The organism is Hydrogenophaga sp., from assembly GCF_965657535.1.
Taxonomy (GTDB): Bacteria; Pseudomonadota; Gammaproteobacteria; order Burkholderiales; family Burkholderiaceae_C; genus Hydrogenophaga.
Genome location: NZ_CBFHOP010000004.1, coordinates 122,330 through 141,645 on the forward strand (window position 1 = coordinate 122,330; position 19,316 = coordinate 141,645).

General features: G+C 64.6%; 15 protein-coding genes. 12 read left to right on the forward strand and 3 right to left on the reverse strand.

All coding sequences use genetic code 11. The features are described 5' to 3' along the window. Nucleotides 1–270 precede the first annotated feature (270 nt). Both hemL and thiD read right to left on the reverse strand, forming a co-directional pair. Nucleotides 271–1,569, reverse strand: a complete 1,299-nt coding sequence (gene hemL, locus ACTG4K_RS08160) for a glutamate-1-semialdehyde 2,1-aminomutase (RefSeq protein ID WP_439113702.1) — start codon at nucleotides 1,567–1,569, stop codon at nucleotides 271–273. A 52-nt stretch (nucleotides 1,570–1,621) separates the two neighbouring features. Further along, on the reverse strand, nucleotides 1,622–2,563 hold the full coding sequence (gene thiD, locus ACTG4K_RS08165) for a bifunctional hydroxymethylpyrimidine kinase/phosphomethylpyrimidine kinase (RefSeq protein WP_439113703.1): 942 nt from the start codon (nucleotides 2,561–2,563) through the stop codon (nucleotides 1,622–1,624). Between the two features lie 158 nt (nucleotides 2,564–2,721). On the opposite strand from thiD, the gene ACTG4K_RS08170 reads away from it, so the two are divergent. The 6 genes from ACTG4K_RS08170 (at nucleotide 2,722) to ACTG4K_RS08195 (ending at nucleotide 13,003) form a co-directional block, all read left to right on the forward strand. Next, nucleotides 2,722–2,895 carry a rubredoxin gene (locus ACTG4K_RS08170; protein ID WP_304831625.1) on the forward strand — a complete coding sequence of 58 codons (174 nt, stop codon included), beginning with the start codon at nucleotides 2,722–2,724 and terminating at the stop codon, nucleotides 2,893–2,895. Between the two features lie 103 nt (nucleotides 2,896–2,998). After that, nucleotides 2,999–3,394 carry a response regulator gene (locus tag ACTG4K_RS08175; RefSeq protein ID WP_439113704.1) on the forward strand — a complete coding sequence of 132 codons (396 nt, stop codon included), beginning with the start codon at nucleotides 2,999–3,001 and terminating at the stop codon, nucleotides 3,392–3,394. Then, nucleotides 3,394–3,759 (forward strand): response regulator, encoded by a 366-nt coding sequence (locus tag ACTG4K_RS08180; RefSeq protein ID WP_439113705.1) that lies wholly within the window; start codon nucleotides 3,394–3,396, stop codon nucleotides 3,757–3,759. Before ACTG4K_RS08175 ends, ACTG4K_RS08180 begins: the two co-directional genes overlap by 1 nt. Nucleotides 3,760–3,803: 44 nt before the next feature. Continuing rightward, nucleotides 3,804–4,337 carry a chemotaxis protein CheW gene (locus ACTG4K_RS08185; RefSeq protein WP_439113706.1) on the forward strand — a complete coding sequence of 178 codons (534 nt, stop codon included), beginning with the start codon at nucleotides 3,804–3,806 and terminating at the stop codon, nucleotides 4,335–4,337. A gap of 64 nt (nucleotides 4,338–4,401) precedes the next feature. Further along, nucleotides 4,402–6,651: a methyl-accepting chemotaxis protein gene (locus ACTG4K_RS08190; protein WP_439113707.1), complete on the forward strand. Its 2,250-nt coding sequence runs from the start codon at nucleotides 4,402–4,404 to the stop codon at nucleotides 6,649–6,651. 49 nt (nucleotides 6,652–6,700) lie between these two features. After that, the gene (locus ACTG4K_RS08195) at nucleotides 6,701–13,003 is read left to right on the forward strand and encodes an Hpt domain-containing protein (RefSeq protein WP_439113708.1); all 6,303 of its coding nucleotides are present in this window, start codon (nucleotides 6,701–6,703) and stop codon (nucleotides 13,001–13,003) included. Between the two features lie 75 nt (nucleotides 13,004–13,078). Here the strand turns inward: ACTG4K_RS08195 and ACTG4K_RS08200 are convergent, their stop codons facing one another. Further along, a complete protein-coding gene (locus ACTG4K_RS08200) occupies nucleotides 13,079–14,566 on the reverse strand; it encodes a cryptochrome/photolyase family protein (protein WP_439113709.1) in 1,488 nt (495 codons plus the stop codon). 61 nt (nucleotides 14,567–14,627) lie between these two features. Here ACTG4K_RS08200 and ACTG4K_RS08205 point away from each other — a divergent pair, with 61 nt between their 5' ends. The 6 genes from ACTG4K_RS08205 to ACTG4K_RS08230 all read left to right on the forward strand — a co-directional run bounded on the left by ACTG4K_RS08205 (nucleotide 14,628) and on the right by ACTG4K_RS08230 (nucleotide 19,301). Beyond that, nucleotides 14,628–15,218: a YqgE/AlgH family protein gene (locus ACTG4K_RS08205; protein WP_439113710.1), complete on the forward strand. Its 591-nt coding sequence runs from the start codon at nucleotides 14,628–14,630 to the stop codon at nucleotides 15,216–15,218. Next, a complete protein-coding gene (gene ruvX / locus ACTG4K_RS08210; RefSeq protein ID WP_439113711.1) occupies nucleotides 15,215–15,622 on the forward strand; it encodes a Holliday junction resolvase RuvX in 408 nt (135 codons plus the stop codon). Before ACTG4K_RS08205 ends, ruvX begins: the two co-directional genes overlap by 4 nt. Further along, nucleotides 15,619–16,134 (forward strand): bifunctional pyr operon transcriptional regulator/uracil phosphoribosyltransferase PyrR, encoded by a 516-nt coding sequence (gene pyrR / locus ACTG4K_RS08215; RefSeq protein ID WP_439113712.1) that lies wholly within the window; start codon nucleotides 15,619–15,621, stop codon nucleotides 16,132–16,134. Before ruvX ends, pyrR begins: the two co-directional genes overlap by 4 nt. Beyond that, nucleotides 16,131–17,093 (forward strand): aspartate carbamoyltransferase catalytic subunit, encoded by a 963-nt coding sequence (locus ACTG4K_RS08220; RefSeq protein ID WP_439114026.1) that lies wholly within the window; start codon nucleotides 16,131–16,133, stop codon nucleotides 17,091–17,093. The genes pyrR and ACTG4K_RS08220 overlap by 4 nt, the downstream gene beginning before the upstream one ends. A gap of 115 nt (nucleotides 17,094–17,208) precedes the next feature. Next, the gene (locus tag ACTG4K_RS08225; protein WP_439113713.1) at nucleotides 17,209–18,552 is read left to right on the forward strand and encodes a dihydroorotase; all 1,344 of its coding nucleotides are present in this window, start codon (nucleotides 17,209–17,211) and stop codon (nucleotides 18,550–18,552) included. Then, complete coding sequence (locus tag ACTG4K_RS08230) at nucleotides 18,549–19,301, forward strand: lysophospholipid acyltransferase family protein (protein WP_439113714.1); 753 nt, start codon at nucleotides 18,549–18,551, stop codon at nucleotides 19,299–19,301. The genes ACTG4K_RS08225 and ACTG4K_RS08230 overlap by 4 nt, the downstream gene beginning before the upstream one ends. The last annotated feature ends 15 nt before the right edge of the window (nucleotides 19,302–19,316 follow it).

Sequence of the window (19,316 nt, forward strand, 5' to 3'; positions counted from 1 at the left end):
GGCTGGGGCTTGGGGCGCCCGTTCTCCAGCTCTCGCTCGCGGGCGTCTGCCCGGGTGCGCGACTTTCACTTCATCGACACCGGACATGCACCCGATGTCTGAGGCAACCGCGAGTCGAGCCTGCGCCAGGGCAGCCCAAGCCCCAGCCCCGCTGACGGGTGGATAGGCGAGGAGGGAAGTTCTTGCGCGAGGTGAACGCGCCACACGCGGCGAGCCCAAACAAAAACGGCCGGAGCAGACTCCAGCCGTTTCAATGAAACGAGGGAGTGGTCAAGCCAGCTGCTTGAACACCTCACGCGCCGCCGCCACGGTGGCCGCGATGTCTTCCGCAGTGTGCGCCGCGCTTACAAAGCCCGCTTCGTACAGCGCGGGGGCGATGTACACGCCGCGGTCCAGCAGGCCGTGGAACAGGGTGTTGAAACGCGGGCTGTCGGTGGTCATGACCTTGGCGTAATTCTGTGGCAGTTGATCGAACAGGAAGAAGCCAAACATGCCGCCCTGGCTGTCACCGCACAGCGTCACGCCTTCTGCGGTGGCAGCGGCGGTCAGACCGCTCACCAGCGACTGCGTGGTCGCCGACAGCGCCTCATAAAAGCCGGGCTTCTGGATTTCTTTCAGCGTGGCCAGGCCACAGGCCGTGGCCACCGGGTTGCCCGACAGCGTACCGGCCTGGTACACGCCGCCCAGTGGAGCCAGCTGTTCCATTACCGCGCGTTTGGCACCGAAGGCCGCCAGCGGCATGCCGCCACCGATCACCTTGCCCATCACCGTCATGTCGGGCTCGAAGCCGGGGATGAGCTGGGCGTACACGCTCTGCGCGCCGCCGAGCGCCACGCGGAAGCCCGTCATCACCTCGTCAAACGCCAGCAGCGCACCGTGCTGCGTGCACAGCTCGCGGCAGCGCTTCATGAACGGCACGCTGGCGCGCACGAAGTTCATGTTGCCGGCGATCGGTTCGATCATCAGGCAGGCCACTTCGGGGCCGTGCTCAATGAAGGCGGCTTCCAGTTGTTCGACGTTGTTGTATTCGAGCACGATGGTGTGTTGCACCACTTCGGGTGGCACACCGGCGCTGGTGGGGTTGCCGAACGTGGCCAGGCCCGAGCCGGCTTTCACCAGCAGCGCATCGGCGTGGCCGTGGTAACAGCCTTCGAATTTGATGATTTTCTTGCGGCCGGTGGCACCGCGCGCCAGGCGGATGGCGCTCATGCCCGCTTCGGTGCCCGAACTCACCAGGCGCACCATGTCGATGCTCGGCACCAGCTTGATGATTTCTTCGGCCAGTTCCACTTCACGTTCGGTTGGCGCACCGTACGAAAACCCTTCCAGCACGGCCTTTTGCACCGCGTCCACCACCGCCGGGTGGCCATGGCCCAAGATCATCGGGCCCCAGGAGCCGATGTAGTCGATGTATTTTTTTCCGTTGGCGTCCCAGAAATAGGCGCCTTGGGCGCGCTGCACGAAGCGCGGTGTGCCACCCACCGCCTTGAAAGCGCGTACGGGGGAGTTCACGCCGCCGGGAATCAGGGCTTTGGCGCGTTCAAACAGTTCTTGGTTGCGATCGGTCATAGGGTGTTCTCTTCAAGGCGTGGGGCTGGGGCGTGGGGTGTTCCCGCGCCGGTCAGTGTCGGGTGGTGTCCAGTGGGAAGTCGCTCACATCCAGGGCGGTTTCGGATGGTGGCGCGGCGCCGCTGGCTTCGTCGTCGTCATCGTCATCGTGGGCCCAGAACAGGCGGTCGGGAACGGCGTGGCCCATGCCGGGCTGAAACCCGGCGTCCAGGCACTGATCCAGGTAGGTCAATGCCTCGGCACAGGCCGATTGCAAGTCGGCCCCACCCGCAATGAGTGCACACAAAGCCGCAGACAGCGTGTCGCCTGCGCCGGCAAAGGTCGCGTCAAAGCGTTCGTAGCGGGCTGTCGCCAGCACGGTTTCGGGTGAAGCCAGGTGACTCTCCAGATATTGGTCGGCCGCGTTGAAACCCGTCACGAGCGTGTAGGGCACACCATAGGTGGCGGCGGCGCGCGCAATCTCGCGTGGGCTAGGGGCGCGGTCGCCTTCCCATTCCGGCAGCAACCAGCGGCACAGCGTGCTGTGGTTGCCCACCAGCACGGTGGTCTGGGGCAACAGCAGTTCGGCGCAGGCGTCCAGGTAGGTTTCAATAGCGAGTTCGTCCCACCACGACAGGTCGGGCATGTAGGTCACCACGGGTACGTCGGCGTAGTCAGACGTGATCGCGGCTATGACGCTGAGGTTTTCCGGGCTGCCCACAAAGCCCACTTTGAAGGCTTGCACCGGCATGTCTTCCAGCACGCAGCGTGCCTGGTCGCCCACGGCCTCTTCGTCAAAGGTCACGTGGTCATGGATCTCTGTGGTGTCGCGGATGTAGGCGCCCGTGACCACAGAAAGCACATGGGCCGACGCGCTGGACATGGCGGTGATGTCGGCACTGAGGCCGCCGGCACCGCTGGAGTCGTTGGCGTTGAACACCATCACGCAAGGCAGGCTGGTTTCGCTGGGGACACCGGCCGGGGACGGCGAAAGGGATTCAGGGGTGTCGGACATGGGCGGGGTGAAAAGCAGGGCGGGCACCAGAACGCCGCCGATCTGCATGCTAAGAAAAACCAGCGGACAACCGGTCATGAATGACCTGCAAGCGGCCTGCGGGCGGCTTATAGGGGTCGATACAATGATTGCATTCTATGACAATGACCCCTATAACTATGACCGAAACCAAGACTTGGATGTGCCTGATCTGCGGCTGGATTTACGACGAGGCCGCCGGTGATCCGGAGCACGGCGTAGCGCCCGGCACCCCCTGGGCTCAGGTGCCCATGAACTGGACCTGCCCTGAGTGCGGCGCGCGCAAAGAAGATTTCGAAATGGTGCAAATCTGACGCTGGCTCGCCAAGCGGTGGTGCGTCTTCGTGGTTCGGGCACCGGGCGAAGGCGCCTGGTGTCTGGCACCTGTCCTGACCCGTTTTCTGGAGCAACCCCACCGTGAGCACGACACCCGCACTGAAAGTTTTGGTGGTTGACGACAGCAACACCATTCGCCGCAGCGCCGAGATTTTTCTCAAGCAGGGCGGGCACGAGGTGCTGCTGGCCGACGACGGCTTTGACGCTTTGTCCAAGATCAACGATTTCCAGCCCGATCTCGTGTTTTGCGACATCCTCATGCCCCGGCTGGACGGCTACCAGACCTGCGCCATCATCAAGCGCAATGCCCGTTTCTCCAGCATTCCCGTGGTGATGCTGTCGTCCAAAGACGGCGTATTCGACAAGGCGCGCGGCCGCATGGTCGGTTCACAGGAATACCTCACCAAACCCTTCACCAAAGACCAGCTGTTGCGCGCGGTGCAGCGGTTTGGCGCCAACCTCAACGGAGCCGTTTGATGCCCATCCAGAAAGTGCTGATCGTGGACGACTCGAAGACCGAGTTGATGGTTTTGTCGGACCTGCTGGGTAAAAACGGCTACAGCGTGCGCACCGCCGAGAATGCGGAAGAGGCCTTTCGTCGGTTAGGGGAGGAAAAGCCTGAACTGATTTTGATGGACGTGGTGATGCCGGGTCAGAATGGTTTTCAGTTGACGCGGGCGATTGCCCGTGACCCGCAGTATTCGAGTATTCCCATCATCATGTGCACCAGCAAAAATCAGGAAACCGACCGTGTCTGGGGTATGCGCCAAGGTGCGCGTGATTACGTCACGAAACCGGTGAGCGCTGAAGAGCTGCTGTCCAAGATCCGGGCGCTGGGTTGAGCGGCGCCGCCACTCTCTTGCAAGCGACCCGATAAATACCCAGCATGGCCAACCGACAGTCACTTAGGGATTTGCAGGAACGGCTGGCACAGCGTCTGACAGCAGCCAAATCTGAGGCTGCCACGGCCTCTTGGCTCGCCGTGGAGGCGCATGGTCAGCGCTACCTGCTCCCCTTGGTCCAGTCGGGTGAGATTTTTCCCTGGGCTTCGGTGCAGGCGGTGCCTTACACCAAACCGTGGTACGCGGGCGTGGCCAGTTTGCGTGGCGGTCTGCACGGCGTCGTCGATCTAGGCCGTCTGGTTGACCGATCTTCCGATTTGGCGCCGTTGGCCGACCGCATCACATCGGAGTCGCGGCTCGTCAGTCTGCATGCCGCTCTGGGTGTCAATGCCGTTTTGTGGATTGACCGCTTGCTGGGCCTGCGCAACCCCGCCATGTTCAGTGCCCTGGGTGAAGCCCCTGCGGGTGCGCCCCCTTATTTCTCCCGCTGCCTGGTGGATCATCAGGGACTGCCTTGGCAGGAAATGGATCTGCAGGCACTCGCGGCCGAACCTGAATTCCTGGCCATCGCTGCCTGACGGTTGAACGCCGTCGGCCGAGGCCGGTGATACGTACTTTGTTTTCTGTTGGAAGGTTTTTTTCATGGCCATGCTTGATCGAATCCAGGGACTGTTCAAGAAAAAAGCCGGGGACGAACCCGATCTGAGCGGCGCCACCGATCAGGAGCTTGCCGAACTTGCCGCCGCTCGCCTGGCACCCACCCTTGCTGCTGGTGGTTTCGCCGATAGCCGCATGGCGGGTGACGAGGACCTGCCTTCGCAGGCAGGCCTGGTGGCCCTGCCCCTGCTGGGTCGCAAACCCGCTGAGCAGCACCAGCGAACCCTGGCCTCCTTGTTGGCCTTTGGTCTGGTGGTGCTGGGCGGCTTCACTTTTTTCGCGTTGAGCCAGACGGAAAAAATTGGCCAGCAGGTGGCCGCCAGTGGTCAGGCCCTGATGCAGTCGCAGCGCTTGGCCAAGAGCGTTTCGCAGGCCCTGATTGGCAGCCCATCAGCGTTCCCCGAAGTGCGGGAGAGTTCAGACGTGCTGGCGCGCAACCTGCGTGGCCTGCAAGCGGGCGATGCCGATCTTTCCATTGACTCGCTTGGCCCTCAGTACGCCGGCCAGCTGGAGGCGCTGCGGCCCAAGGTGGAAGCCGCCGAGCGCAACGCAGCGGCGGTGCTGGGCCAGCAAGCCATCCTGACCCAGGTGGGCAATGCCTTGCGCACCATCAACCGCCAGTCCTCTGACTTGCTGGAGATCGCAGAGACCATCTCCTCGCTCAAGCTGCAGCAAAACGCGCCAGCCGCTGAAATCTCTGCGTCGGGCCAGCTGGTGATGCTGACGCAGCGCATCGGCAAATCGGCCAACGAGTTCCTGACCATGGAGGGTGTGAGCCCCGAGGCGGTGTTTTTGCTAGGCAAAGATCTGAACACTTTCAAGGAAATCACCGAGGGTCTGCTCAAGGGCAGCGAAGAGCTGCGTTTGGCGCCGGCCAGGGACGCGCAGATCCGTGAGCGTCTGGACGCGCTGCTGGCGCTTTACGAAGAAACCCGAACCGAAGCTGGCGCCATTCTGGGCAACCTGCAGGGCCTGGTGTCAGCGCGAGAGGCGCAGGCCAGCATCATTGCCGACAGCGAGCCGCTGCGTCTGGGCTTGCAGACCTTGCAAGGCGACTTGTCTTCGCGCTCGGGTCTGGGCGGTGCTGCCTTGGTGGCGCTGCTGGTGTCGGCCCTGTTTGCGCTGGCTTGCGGTGCCGGTCTGGCCTACGTGCAGCTGCTGGACAGCCGCCAGCGCCAAGGTGTGGCGGAATTGCAGCGCGTGGCTGCCGAGTCGCAGGAGCAAGATGCCAAGCGCGTCAACGATGCCAACCAGGCGGCCATTTTGCGTTTGATGAACGAATTGCAAACCGTGGCCGAGGGCGATTTGACGCAAGAAGCGACGGTGACCGAAGACATTACCGGCGCTATTGCCGACTCGGTGAACTACACGGTGGAAGAGCTGCGCTCGCTGGTGGGCAACGTGCAGGCCACGGCCACACGGGTGGCGCAAACCACATCGGCGGTGGAAAGCACGTCCACTGAGCTGCTGGCGGCTTCGAACGAACAGCTGCGCGAAATTCGCGAAACAGGTCAGTCGGTGGTGGACATGGCGCAGCGCATCAACCAGGTGTCTGGTCAGGCGCAAGAGTCGGCTGCAGTGGCCCGTGTGTCGCTGCAGGCGGCTGAGTCGGGTTTGCAGGCGGTGCAAGACGCCATCGGCGGTATGAACGCGATTCGGGACCAGATCCAGGAAACCTCCAAGCGCATCAAGCGCCTGGGTGAGTCTTCGCAGGAAATTGGTGAAATCACCGAGCTGATTTCTGACATTACCGAACAGACCAACGTGCTGGCTTTGAATGCTGCCATTCAGGCCGCGTCTGCTGGCGAAGCCGGGCGTGGCTTCTCGGTGGTGGCCGAAGAGGTGCAGCGACTGGCTGAGCGCTCTGCCGATGCCACCCGTCAGATTGCGGCGCTGGTGAAGGCCATTCAGACCGATACGCAAGATGCGGTGGCCGCCATGGAGCGCTCCACGCAGGGTGTGGTCGAAGGGGCCAAACTGTCGGACAACGCCGGTACCGCCCTGTCTGAAATTGACCGGGTGTCGCGCCGCCTGGCTGAGCTGATTGAGCAGATTTCCAGCGCCACGTCCCGCGAAGCCGATTCGGCCAACGAGGTGGCGGGCAACATTCAGCACATTTTTGCCGTGACCGAGCAGACCGGCGAAGGCACCCGCTCTACGGCCCAGCAGGTGCGTGAGCTGTCGGTCATGGCGGAGGAGTTGCGCCAGTCGGTGGCCCGTTTCAAGATTGCCTGACGCCCTTAAATCCTTTTAGCGCCCGTTCGAGCCCCAACCTCACACCCATATGCAGGACACCACCCGAACCGACAGTTCGCAGACGGACACCCCGCTCGCCGACCTCGGTCCGCTGGCTTGGGTGTTTGACGAGTTGCGCAAATCACTGGACGCAGCGAACAAAGCCATCAAGCGCTTCGTCCGTGAGACCGAGCAATCGCGCAACAACGACTTGGAAGCGGTAGACCCCAGTTCGTTGCGCGTGGCGCGCCAGCAGATTCACCAGGCCGTGGGCGCCTTGGAAATGGTGGGCCTGGGTGCACCCGCCCAGGTGCTGCGCGCCATGGAAGCGGCGGTGCAGCGTTTTGTGCAGCGCCCCTTGGTGTGCAACGAAGAGGCCGCGCGCAAGGTTCAGCAGGCCAGCTTCGCACTCATTGAGTACTTGGAGTCGGTGCTCAACAACAAGCCGGTGCAGCCGGTGGCGCTGTTTGCACAGTACCGCGACGTGCAGGAACTGGCCGCCGCGGAGCGGGTGCACCCGGCCGACTTGTGGCCCTATGAGCAGCGTGGCGTGGATGTGGCCGCCCCCGCCAACACCAACCCCTTGCGCTGCGATGCGCCCTTGCGATCGCTGTTCGACCGCTTGGTTTTGCTGGTCGTCAAAACACAAAGCCCGGCGGGCGCGCAGCAGCTGGCCAAGCTCAGTGCGGGTCTGTCGGCTGGCGCTGGCGAGTCGCGCGCGCAGACCTTCTGGCGTGTCGCGGCGGCCTACTTCGAGGCGGTGGCCAACCAGTTGCTGCCGACCGATGTGTATGTCAAGCGCGCCGCTTCGCGCGTTTTGTTGCAGTTTGCCTCGTTTGCGCAGGGTCAAAACCAGGTGTCTGAGACTTTGCTGCATGACCTGCTTTTTTTCTGCGCGCAAGCCCACGGCGCCACACCGGCCAAGACCCCGCATCTGGTGGTGGTGCGTGAGGCCTTTGGGTTGCAGGCCGCCGAGGCGGTGGACTACCAGCTGGCCACGCTGGGTCGTTACGACCCGGCCATCCTGGCGCAGGCGCGCAAGCGCATCAACGCAGCCAAGGAAGCCTGGTCGCTGTACTCAGGCGGTGACGCCAGCCGTGCGCGCCAGGCGGTTGACCAGTTCGGCCTGATTGGGGACTCGCTGCTCAAGCTGCACCCGGCCGGTGCCGCGCTGGCGCAGGCGTTGTTGACGGCGGCCGATCAAGCCGCCCACGAGCCCCGCGGCGTGCGCCCCGAGCTTGCCATGGAGGTGGCCACGACCACCTTGTATCTGGAAGCGGCGTTTGAAGACTTCGATCCGAACGACGCTGAAATGACCGAGCGCACCCAGGCGCTCGCCGCGCGCCTGGAGCATGTGCTGGCCGGCGCGCCCGCGCAGCCACTCGCCCCCTGGATGGAGCAGCTTTACCGCCACGTGAGTGACCGCCAGACCATGGGCAGTGTGGTGGGCGAGCTCAAGGTGTCGCTGGGTGAGGCTGAGAAATCGCTCGACCAGTTTTTCCGCGCCCCACAAGAAAAAGGGTGCCTGCATGTGGCGGTGTCGCAGCTGGCGCAAATGCGCGGCGTGCTGTCCGTGCTGGGTCTGGACCAGGCGGTGCAGGCCGTGGCGCGCATGCGTACCACGGTAGACCAGATTCTGGACACCGAAGTGGACGAAGCCCTGGCCCGCGAGGCCGGCACTTTCCAGCAGCTGGGCAACAACCTGAGCGCCTTGAGCTTTTTGGTCGACATGCTGAACTACCAGCCTGCGCTGGCCAAAAAGCTGTTTGTGTTTGACGAAGAAAAAGGCGAGTTGCTGCCGCTGATGGGCCGCACCCCGACCTCTGAGGCGACTCGGCCACCGGCCCGTCAGGACGTCGAAGCCATCAGTGCCGGCGTGAAGCGGGTGGTGGATGGGGTTCAGGACGGTATGAACCTGGCCGATCTGAGTCAGCAGCTGGACAGCCTGGCTACCCAGGCCTCGCTGGCCGAGCAAACCGGTGTAGCGCGTGCTGCCCGCGATGCGGCCCAGGCCGTGGTGCGCGACGACGCAGCCGCAGGCGCCCAGGCGCTGCTTGACCTGTCTCACACCGCACCGCCTGCCAGCGCGCCGCTGGCCAACACCTTGGTCAGCGAAGACAACGAAGAAGACGACCTGCTGGATATCTTCCTGGAAGAGGCCCGCGAAGTGGTGGGCAATGGCCTGGACGCAGTGGGCTTGCTGCACATGCAGCCTGCTGATCTGGAGCACCTCACCACGCTGCGCCGCGCCTTTCACACGCTCAAAGGCAGCTCGCGCATGGTGGGGCTGGGCGAGTTTGGCGAAGCCGCCTGGGCCATGGAGCAAGTCGTCAACGCCGTGCTGGCTGAGCAGCAGCCCGCGCATCCCGACATGCTCAGGGTATCCGGTGAGGCCATGGGCGCGCTGTCGCGCTGGGTGGAAGACATTGCAGCCCGAACCGATACGGCATGGAGCGCACAGCCGTTTCGCGCCAGCGCCGAAGCCTGGCGTCACCAGGCCCAGTACCTGCCACTGGCCTTGCCGTCGGTGCTTCAGGCGGCACAGGCACCGGTCGCCGATGTGCCGACCGTCGACACGGATGCCTTTGGCGTGGCCGAGGCTACCGAAGCGGTAACAGCGCCGCCAGACATGGGCTTTGAACTTCCGGTCCACGATGAGATGCCTGCAGAAGAAGCAGAAGCAGAAGACCGCAGCCACGGGCACGCCGATTTTGTCGATACATCGCCTTTTGGCGATGGCGACGATGGCGGCGCCGACGTGCTGTTTGTCCAGGTGGCAGGCCAGGTGCAAGAACAGCCTATGTTCGAAGAAATCGACTTCGGGAGCCTGGCAGCCCTGTCATCGCGCGCCCAGTCTGTGGAGCCCGCCACGCCGGAGCCCGAAGACGTTGAAGCAGGCACCGCAACCGAGGCAGCGGCAGAACAGCCCGCTGCAGGGGCCGATGAACCGATGGGTGATCTGGCCTCGGTGCTGGACGGTCTGTCGCTGGACCTTGACGATGGCCTGTCCACGGCCGCCGAAACAGAGGCGGAGTCCGCGCTCGCCGATGTGGACTTCGATTTCGACCTGGATGCCGATGCCCTGGCGTTCCCCGCCGAACGACCGACCGGGTCGCCGACGGACGCCACAGCGATGGCGCTGGGCGATGAATATTCGGCGCAAGAGCCGCTAGGGATGGACGCTGCGTTGGGTGCATCAGCCCGGCCTGAGCCCGATGCAGCAGATGGCTTCCCCGAGCCGATCAAGCGGCCCATGGGTGCCGCAACCGAGGTGACCGGTTCGGCTTACGGTGACCTACCCGACGAGCAAACCCGGGTCATTGGGTCTTTGCGCATTGGGCTCAAGCTCTACAACGTGTACCTCAACGAAGCCGACGAATGGTCGCGCCGCCTAGGGACCGAGTTGGCCGAATGGGCACTTGAGCGCCACAAACGCGTGCCGGCGCAGGCCGAAGCGCTGGCGCATTCCTTGGCCGGCAGTTCGGCCACGGTGGGCTTTCAGTCGCTGTCCGACATGGCCCGCGCACTGGAACACGCCATTGAAACGGTAGGCTTGCACCAGCGGGCTGGCTGGCCCGCCAGCGCCGAACAGGCCGAGTTGTTTGTGGCCGCGTCTGAAGAAATTCGGCGCCTGCTGCACCAGTTTGCGGCGGGATTCCTAAAGGAGCCCAACCCCGAACTGCTGGATGCGCTGTACCGTTTGGTGCACGAGCCGCTGCCAGACGGGCTGGCGCCGCAAGCCACTGACGCACCGGATGAGGTGCCCGCGACCGACCTCGACTTTGAGTTTTCTACCCAGTGGGGCGCTGAGCCCTTGGCCGCACCGCAAGAGCTGGCGGCGCCCCATGCCGAAGCGCAGCCGCTGGCGCCCCCCGCGTTTGAGGACTCGGTGTTTGGCGAGCCTGCCACCGAGTTTGCTGGCTTGCCCGAGCCGCGCTTGCCGGCCGGCCCGGTGCAAGACATCGACGACGACATCGACGCGCTGGACACCATTGACGTTGATCTGTTTCCGATTTTTGCCGACGAGGCGCTGGAGCTGTTGCCTCAGCTGGGCGGTGCCCTGCGCCAATGGGTGGCGCGCCCGGACAACGGCAGTGCCCGTTCCGAGGTGCTGCGCAACCTGCACACGCTCAAAGGCAGCGCCCGGTTGGCGGGCGCCTTGCGTTTGGGCGAAATGGCCCACCGCATGGAAACCGCAGCCGAGCGGTTGGGAGCTGATGTGCAGCGCAGCGCCGACCTGGATCCGCTGCAGGCCGCGTTTGACGCCATCAATGCCCGCTTTGAACTGTTGCGCCGGACCGATCCCGAGTCGCACGGCGTGGTTCAGCGCGCGCCCGAGCAGGCGCAGCCGGGTGTGGAACCATTGCTGACCACTGCGGTGGATGCACCGACCCCCGCAGCGCCAGTGCCGACGGCTGTGGACCGTGAGCTTGTTCAGGGTCAAGGCCTTTCGGGTCTGTCGTTGCCGCGTGCGCCCATGCCGGTGCAGGTGCGTGCCGGCGCTGCGGTGCGCGTGCGCCCCGAACTGCTCGACCGCCTGGTCAACCAGACCGGCGAGGTCATGATCACGCGCTCGCGCATGGAGTCCGAGCTGGTGACCCTGCGCGGCTCGCTCAAAGACCTGACCGGTAACCTGGACCGCTTGCGCCAGCAGTTGCGCGACATCGAGCTGCAAGCCGAAACCCAGATGCAATCGCGGCTGGCCCAGGCGCGCGATGCCGACCAGTCGTTTGACCCGCTGGAATTTGACCGCTTCACCCGTGTGCAGGAACTCACCCGCATGATGGCCGAGTCGGTGAACGACGTGGCCACGGTGCAACGCAACCTGCAGCGCGCGGTCGAAAGCACCGAAGACGGCCTGGTGGCGCAAGCACGCCAGACCCGCGAACTGCAGCGCGACCTGCTGCGCACGCGCATGGTTGAATTTGAAGGCATTTCCGAGCGGCTGTACCGCGTGGTGCGCCAGGCATCCAAAGAAACCGGCAAGCAGGTGCGGCTGGACATCACTGGTGGCCACATTGAAATGGACCGCGGCGTGCTGGACCGCATGACCGCCGCCTTTGAGCACCTGCTGCGCAACAGCGTGGTGCACGGCATTGAATCGCCTGAAGTGCGGCTGGCGGCAGGCAAGGCGGCTGAAGGACGCATCGACATTCGGCTGGCGCAAGAACTCAACGATGTGTCGGTGGTGTTCCACGACGACGGTGCCGGTCTGGACCTGCCGCGCCTGCGCGAAAAAGCCGAGGCCCAGGGTTTTGTGTTGCCCGGTGCCCAGCTCAGTGATGACGCAGCTGCCCAGCTGGTGTTTGCTGCCGGGCTCAGCACCGCGCGCGAGGTCTCCGAGCTGGCTGGGCGCGGCATTGGTATGGATGTGGTGCGCACCGACGTGGTGGCGCTCGGCGGCCGTATTGAAACCCACACCCAGCCGGGCCAGGGCACCAGTTTCAAGCTGGTGCTGCCGCTGACCACCGCTGTCACCCAGGTGGTGATGGTGCGCGCGGGCCCGCTCACGCTGGGTGTGCCGTCGAACCTGGTGGAGTTGGTGCGTCGTGTCAGCAGCGACGAGCTGGCTCAGGCCTACGCCAAGGGCACCCTCACGGTGGGTGGCGAAGAGGTGCCTTTCTACTGGGCCGGTGCGTTGCTGCAGTCGTCGGCACAGTCGCTGGAAGCCCAGGGCCGCACCTTGCCCGTGGTGATTTTCCGAAGCGCCGCCCAGCGGGTGGCCATGCATGTGGACGAGGTGCTGGGCAACCAGGAAGTGGTGGTGAAGAACCTGGGGCCACAGCTGTCGCGTTTGCCGGGCCTGGCGGGTATGTCGGTGCTGGCTTCTGGCGCGGTGGCGCTGATCTACAACCCGGTGGCGCTGGCCACGGTATACGGCGCGCAGGTGCATGAATGGGTGGCCAGCCAGCAGCGCCAAGCACCGCCTGTTGTGGGCGATGCGCAGGCCCCGCTGGACATGGCGGTCAACGCGGTACCGCTGGTGTTGGTGGTGGACGATTCCATCACCATGCGGCGTGTGACGCAGCGTTTGTTGCAACGCGAAGGGTACCGCGTGTCCCTGGCCGCCGACGGTTTGCAGGCGCTCGAGCGCTTGCAGCAAGAGCGGCCCACGGTGGTGCTGTCCGACATTGAAATGCCGCGCATGGATGGCTTCGATCTGGTGCGCAACATCCGAAGCGATCCGCGTCTGTCGGCCTTGCCGGTGATCATGATCACCTCGCGCATTGCCGAGAAGCACCGCGAGCACGCGCGTGAACTCGGCGTGGACCACTACCTGGGCAAGCCGTACTCGGAAGACGAGTTGCTGGCGCTGATTGCGCATTACGCCAAGATCGCCGCCGAAGCCTGAGGGCGCTTCTTGGCATGCCTCTCAGGTTGGAGGGCGCCTCACAACAAAAACCCCGGCATAGCGACCGGGGTTTTTTCATTTCGGCGTTGCCCCCGGTTTTTTGACCACCGCGTAGCGCAGCAGCGTGCGTTCGCGCGCTTCGGCGTGGTCGACCACGGGCGCTGGGTAGTGGGTGCCCAGCACCACGCCGGCTTCGGCCATTTCGATTTCGTTGGCCTTCCAGGGGGCGTGAATGGCGGCATCGGGCAGCGCGGCCAGTTGCGGCAGGTAGCGGCGGATGAACTTGCCGTGCGGGTCAAACTTTTCGCTCTGCGTGACGGGGTTGAAGATGCGGAAGTAGGGCTGGGCGTCGCAACCGCTGGAGCTGGCCCACTGCCAGCCGCCGTTGTTGGCGGCTAGGTCAAAGTCGATCAGGTGTTCGGCGAAATAGCGCTCGCCCCAGCGCCAGTCGATGCCCAGGTCTTTCACCAGAAAACTCGCCACCACCATGCGCAGGCGGTTGTGCATGTAGCCGGTTTGGTTGATCTGCGCCATGGCGGCGTCCACCAGCGGGTAGCCGGTGCGCCCTTCGCACCAGGCGGCAAACAGCGCTTTGCCGTGTTTGCCGTGTTCGAACTTGATGTGGTCGTACTCGGGCTTGAAGGCCTTTTCCACCACATGCGGAAAGTTGGCCAGCACCTGGTGATAGAAATCGCGCCAGATCAGCTCGGACAGCCAGGTGCTGGCGCCGGCCATGCCTTGCAGGTGCATCTGGTAGGCCACAGAGGCCACCTGCCGCACGGAGATGGTGCCAAAGCGCAGGTGCACGCTGAGGTAACTGGGGCCTTTGACGGCGGGGAAGTTGCGGGCTTCGTCGTAGCGGTCGATGCGTTGTACAAAGTCTTCGAACAGCTGGTGGGCGCCGCTTTCACCGGTGGGCATGGGGAGCTGGCTCAGGTTGGTCTTCTCAAACCCGATGTCGCGCAGCGGCGGCACAGGCATTGCCCATTGCGCAGGCACGGCCGCCAGCGACTTGGCGTAGCGCGACACCGGGTAGGGCTTCAGGTGGTAGGGCGTGAGCTGCTTGAACCAGGCGTTTTTGTAGGGCGTGAACACGCCAAAGGCGTGACCGGCTTGGGTCAGCACTTCGCGCCGTTCAAAGATGACGTGGTCTTTGTGGCTGTGAAACAAGATGCCTGCGTGTGCCAGAGCGCCAAAAATGTGGGCGTCGCGCGCCAGCGCGGCGGGCTCATCGTCGTGGTTGGCAAACACCGCCTGCACCTGCAGCTGCTTGGCCAGCGCTGGAATGGTTTTCAGCGCCTGGTCGTTCAGCACGATCAGGCCCACACCTTCTGCGCCGTTCGCACGGCCCAGCGCGCGCAAGTTGGCATCGAGCTCCACCAGCGACTCGCGGATGAACTCCACGCGCCGGTCGGCCCGGGGCAGCGGGTTCAGAATGTCGGTGTCGAACACGAATACGCACCACAGTTGGCGGCACACCTTGAGCGCGTGGTACAGCGCGGCGTTGTCTTGGGCGCGCAGATCGCGCCGGAACCACATCAGCCCTTTGGTGTAGGTGTTCATGCAAGTCAATTGAATGCCGGCACGGCCGTGCGCAGCGGGGTGGGCGGCATAAAATCACCGCATGTCTGCTGATTTTGCCCCCATCAATCTGACCAATCACTTTCTGATTGCGATGCCCGGTCTCAGCGATGAGCTATTTGGCCGCAGCGTGGTGTTCATGTGCGAACACAGCGAACGTGGGGCGCTGGGCCTGGTGATCAACAAACCCAGCGACATTTTGTTACCCCGGCTGTTTGAAAAAGTGGACCTGCCCATGGGCCGCGACGACCTGGCCTTGCAGCCGGTATTTCAAGGCGGCCCGGTGCAGACCGAGCGCGGCTTCGTGCTGCACGAAGCCATTGAAGGCGGCGAGGGCGAGTCGGTTTACGCCTCCACGCTGTCCATTCCCGGCGGCCTTGAAATGACCACCTCCAAAGATGTGCTCGAAGCCATGGCGTCTGGCGCTGGCCCGCGCAAGGTGTTTGTGACGCTGGGCTACGCCTCCTGGGCGCAGGGGCAGCTGGAATCCGAGATCACCGAAAACAGCTGGCTGACCGTAGAGGCCGACCCGAGCGTGATTTTTGACGCGCCCGTGTCCGAGCGCTACGAGCGGGCCATGGCCTTGCTGGGTTTGCAGCCCTGGATGCTGTCGCCCGATGCTGGTCACGCATGATGGCGGTGGATGTTCCGTCCACCTGCCAGCGCTTTCTGGCATTTGACTTTGGCCTCAAACGCACCGGCGTGGCCAGCGGCAACCGCCTGACCAGCACCGCGACGCCGCAGGCCACCATCCAGGCAGTGGGCGATGCCCGGTTTGTGCCCATTGCTGCGCGCATTCAGGAATGGGAGCCCGACGCTTTGGTGGTGGGTGTGCCTTATCACCCCGATGGCGCAGCGCATGAAAACACCGCCCGTGCCTTGAAGTTTGCCCGCCAGCTGCGTGGGCGCCATGGCCTGCCGGTGTTTGAGGTGGACGAGCGCTACAGCACCACCGAAGCCCATGCGCTGGGCGCGAAAGACGCCGACGCCGCCTCGGCCTGCATCATTCTGGAACAGTTTTTGAGGAGTTTGTCTTGACCCAATCGATCCAGCTGGACGCTGAAGCGCTCTACGCCGAGCTCTTGCGTGGCGTGAAAAAGCTTATGGCGGTCACGCCGCAGCCGCTGTATCTGGCGGGTATCACCTCGGGCGGAGCCTGGCTGGCCATGCGTCTGCAAAAAGACCTGGGGCTGGAGGGCGACGCTGGCGTGATTTCATCGAGCATGCACCGCGACGACTTTGCCCAGCGCGGTCTGGCGCTCAGCGCGCAGACCGTGCTGCCATTTGACGTGAACGGAGCCCACGTGCTGCTGGTAGACGATGTGCTCTACACCGGTCGCACCTTGCGGGCCGTGATCAACGAGCTGTTCGACTATGGCCGCCCCGCCAGCGTGAAGCTGGCCGTCTTGGTGGACCGTGGCGGGCGGGAATTGCCCATAGAGGCCAATGTGTGCGCTGCCACACTGAATCTGCCCGAAGACCAGTCGCTTGAACTCGCACGCGAGGAAAGCGGGCGCCTGAGTTTCGTGCTGGAAAGAAAGGAAGCCTGATCGTGCCACGCAATCCCCAGCTCAACAAAAACGGTGAACTCATTCACCTGCTTTCCACCGAAGGCTTGTCGCGCGACATCCTGACCAACATCCTGGACACCGCAGGCAACTTTGTGAGCGTGAGCAGCCGCGAGGTGAAAAAGGTCCCGCTGTTGCGCGGCAAGAGCGTGTTCAACCTGTTTTTTGAAAACAGCACCCGCACCCGCACCACGTTTGAGATTGCCGCCACGCGCCTGAGCGCCGACGTGATCAACCTCGACATTGCGCGGTCGTCCGCCTCCAAAGGCGAGAGCCTGCTGGACACCATCGCCAACCTGAGCGCCATGGCCGCCGACATTTTTGTGGTGCGCCACAGCGAGTCGGGCGCGCCCTACCTGATTGCCCAGCATGTGGCCCCGCATGTGCACGTGGTCAACGCGGGCGACGGTCGCCACGCGCACCCTACACAGGGTCTGCTGGACATGTACACCATCCGGCACTACAAAAAAGACTTCACCCAGCTGTCGGTGGCCATCGTCGGTGACGTGCTGCACTCCCGCGTGGCGCGCTCAGACATCCACGCGCTGACCACGCTGGGCTGCCCGGACGTGCGCGTGGTCGGCCCGCGCACCCTGGTGCCGAGCGATATGTCGCACATGGGGGTGCGTGTGTGCCACACGCTCGAAGAAGGCATCAAAGACTGCGACGTGGTGATTACGCTGCGGCTGCAAAACGAGCGCATGAGCGGTGCGCTGCTGCCGTCCAGCCAGGAATACTTCAAGAGCTTTGGCCTCACGCCCGAGCGCCTGCGCTGGGCCAAGCCCGATGCCATCGTCATGCACCCGGGCCCGATCAACCGGGGCGTGGAGATCGATTCGGCCGTGGTGGATGGCCCGCAGAGCGTCATCTTGCCGCAGGTCACGTTTGGCATTGCGGTGCGCATGGCGGTGATGGGGATCGTGGCCAGTCACGACGCATGAATATGACCAACCCCACGCTCCACCGCTGCGCGCGTCGCTGCCCCCCGAGGGGTCGGGCCTTGCTTGGGGCGGCCCTGCGCTGTGGCAGCATACTTTCAGAGAGAGCGTTCAACCTATGAAAATCCTGATCCAAAACGGCCGCGTCATGGACCCGGCCACCGGGCGCGACGAGCAGGCCGACGTGGCGATTGCCGCTGGGCGCATCATCGCTATTGGCCAGGTCACGCCCGACTTCCAGCCCAACCGCACCATCGATGCCGGTGGCTGCGTGGTGGCGCCAGGCCTGGTGGACTTGTCGGTGCGTTTGCGTGAGCCCGGCCAGGAACACGCCGGCATGCTGGAGAGCGAAATGGCCGCTGCCGTGGCCGGTGGCGTCACGTCGCTGGTGTGCCCGCCCGACACCGACCCGGTGTTGGACGAACCCGGCCTGGTGGACATGCTCAAGTTCCGTGCCGAAAAACTGCACCTGGCGCGTGTGTTTCCGCTGGGCGCGCTCACGCGCGGGCTCAAGGGCGAGGTGCTGACCGAAATGGCCGAGCTCACCGAGTCCGGCTGCATTGGTTTCGGCCAAGCCGAGGTGCCCATCGTCAATGTGCAGGTGCTGCAGCGCGCCCTGCAGTACGCCGCCACTTTTGGCTACACCGTGTGGCTGCGCCCGCAAGATTTCTGGCTCGGCAAGGGTGTGGCCGCCAGCGGGCCGCTGGCCACGCGGCTGGGTTTATCGGGCATTCCGGCGGCGGCCGAAACCATTGCGCTGCACACGCTGTTTGAACTCATGCGCGCCGTGCAAGGCAAGCCTGCGGGTAGCCCGGGCGCGCGGGTGCACCTGTGCCGCATCAGCAGCGCGGGCGGGTTGGCCCTGGTGCGTCAGGCCAAGGCCGAAGGCTTGCCCGTGACCTGCGATGTGAGCGTGCACAACCTGCACCTGATCGACGTGGACATCGGCTTTTACGACAGCCGGCTGCGCCTGCAGCCCCCGGTGCGCCAGCAGCGCGACCGCGATGCTCTGCGTGCCGGCCTGGCCGACGGCACCATCGACGCCCTGGTGTCGGACCACAACCCAGTGGACAGCGACGCCAAGATTCTCCCCTTTGCCGAAGCTGAGCCCGGCGCCACGGCGGTCGAGTTGTTGCTGGGCCTTGCGTGCAAATGGGCGCAGCAAGACGGCCGCAGCCTCATGCAGGCGCTGGCTGTGCTCACCAGCGGGCCGCAGGCCGTGCTGGGTGCGAGCCTGGGCACGTTGCAGGCCAGCGTGGGGCGGCTGGCGGTGGGTGGTGTGGCCGATTTGTGTGTGTTTGACCCCAGCCAGGGCTGGACGGTGCAGCGCAGCGCGCTGCGCAGCCAGGGCAAACACACGCCATTTGAAGGGCACGAGATGCCGGTGTCGGTGCGTGCCACGCTGGTGGGTGGGCAACTGGCCCACCAGGCTGCGGGCACCGAACAGGCGGCCACCGCGTGAGCCGTTTGCGCGCCACGGGTCGCGCGGTGCGGGCGCTGGGCCACGTGGTGCGCGGTCTGTGGATCATCCGCAGCGAGTTCGCCCAGCTCACGCCCGCCCAAACCCATCTGCACGTGCGAGAGTGGTCGCGCCAGATGCTGCACATCATGGGTGTGGCACTGGTGGTGCGCGGCACCCCGCCCGGCGAAGGCCCGGCACTGCTGGTGGCCAACCACGTGTCGTGGCTCGATATTTTGGTGATGAATGCCGCTCAGCCGGCCCGCTTTGTGTCCAAGGCCGACGTGAAGCGCTGGCCCGTGCTGGGCGCGCTGATCACCGGCGCCGGCACGCTCTACATTGAACGCGAAAGCCGCCGCGATGCCATGCGCGTGGTGCACCACATGGCCGAGCGGCTGCAGGCGCACGACACCCTTGCCGTGTTTCCGGAAGGCACCACCGGCGACGGCCGCACGCTGCTGCCGTTTCATGCCAACCTGTTTCAGGCCGCCATCAAGGTCCACGCACCGGTTGTGCCGGTGGCGCTGCGGTTTGTGGACGGCGCCAGCGGTCAGCGCAGCGACGCCCCGGTGTTCATTGGCGACACCACGCTGATCGCTTCCATCTGGACCACCCTGCGCGCCAGTGGCCTGCATGCCATGGTGGCCTATGGCGAGCCGCAAACCCACAACGGCCGTGACCGCCGGGCCTGGGCGCAAGACCTGCGCAACGAGGTGGACCGGCTGCTGCAGCACGACCCGCCACCGCGCTGAGCCCACGAGGCCCAG